Annotated in this window: 1 protein-coding gene; it reads left to right on the forward strand. The window is 66.8% G+C overall.

Annotated elements, in window-relative coordinates; translation table 11 throughout:
* On the forward strand, positions 1–372 hold a 372-nt coding region (locus ACYVDE_RS25885; protein ID WP_460504365.1), incomplete at its 5' end, for a c-type cytochrome.
* Between the last annotated feature and the right edge of the window lie 167 nt (positions 373–539).

Here is a 539-nt window from a genome sequence, read left to right on the forward strand (position 1 = left end):
GGGCCCACCGGCCAGGGCCAGCCGCTGGCCGACGGACGCGGCTACCAGTACCCGCCGCTATGGGGCCCGACCAGCTACAACGACGGCGCGGGCCTGTTTCGGGTATCGAACTTGGCCCGGTACGTGAAGGCCGCCATGCCCTTTGGCGCTACCTTCGACCAGCCGCAGCTGACCGACGCGCAGGCCTGGGACGTGGCTGCGTTCGTGAATTCGCAGCCCCGCCCGCACCTGCCCACGCCCCACGACTGGCCCGATATCCGCAAGAAACCGGTGGATTACCCCTTTGGGCCCTACGCCGATGATTTCCCGGCCCGGCAGCATAAGTTTGGCCCGTTCCAGCCTATTGCTGCCGCGCATCCGCAGCTACAGTAGCCGTGGCCAGTTTGCGGGCTGGCCGCAGGCTTTTTCCACGTCATTTCCCACCTTTTGCCCTTATTCTGATGTATTTGCTTCGCTTCGGCCTGATTGCCATCCTCCTGAGCGCGGCCTTCGCCGCCACCGGCCAGACTGCGCCCGCAACGCCGGCCGCCGCTGCCACC

Source organism: Hymenobacter agri (genome assembly GCF_054778495.1).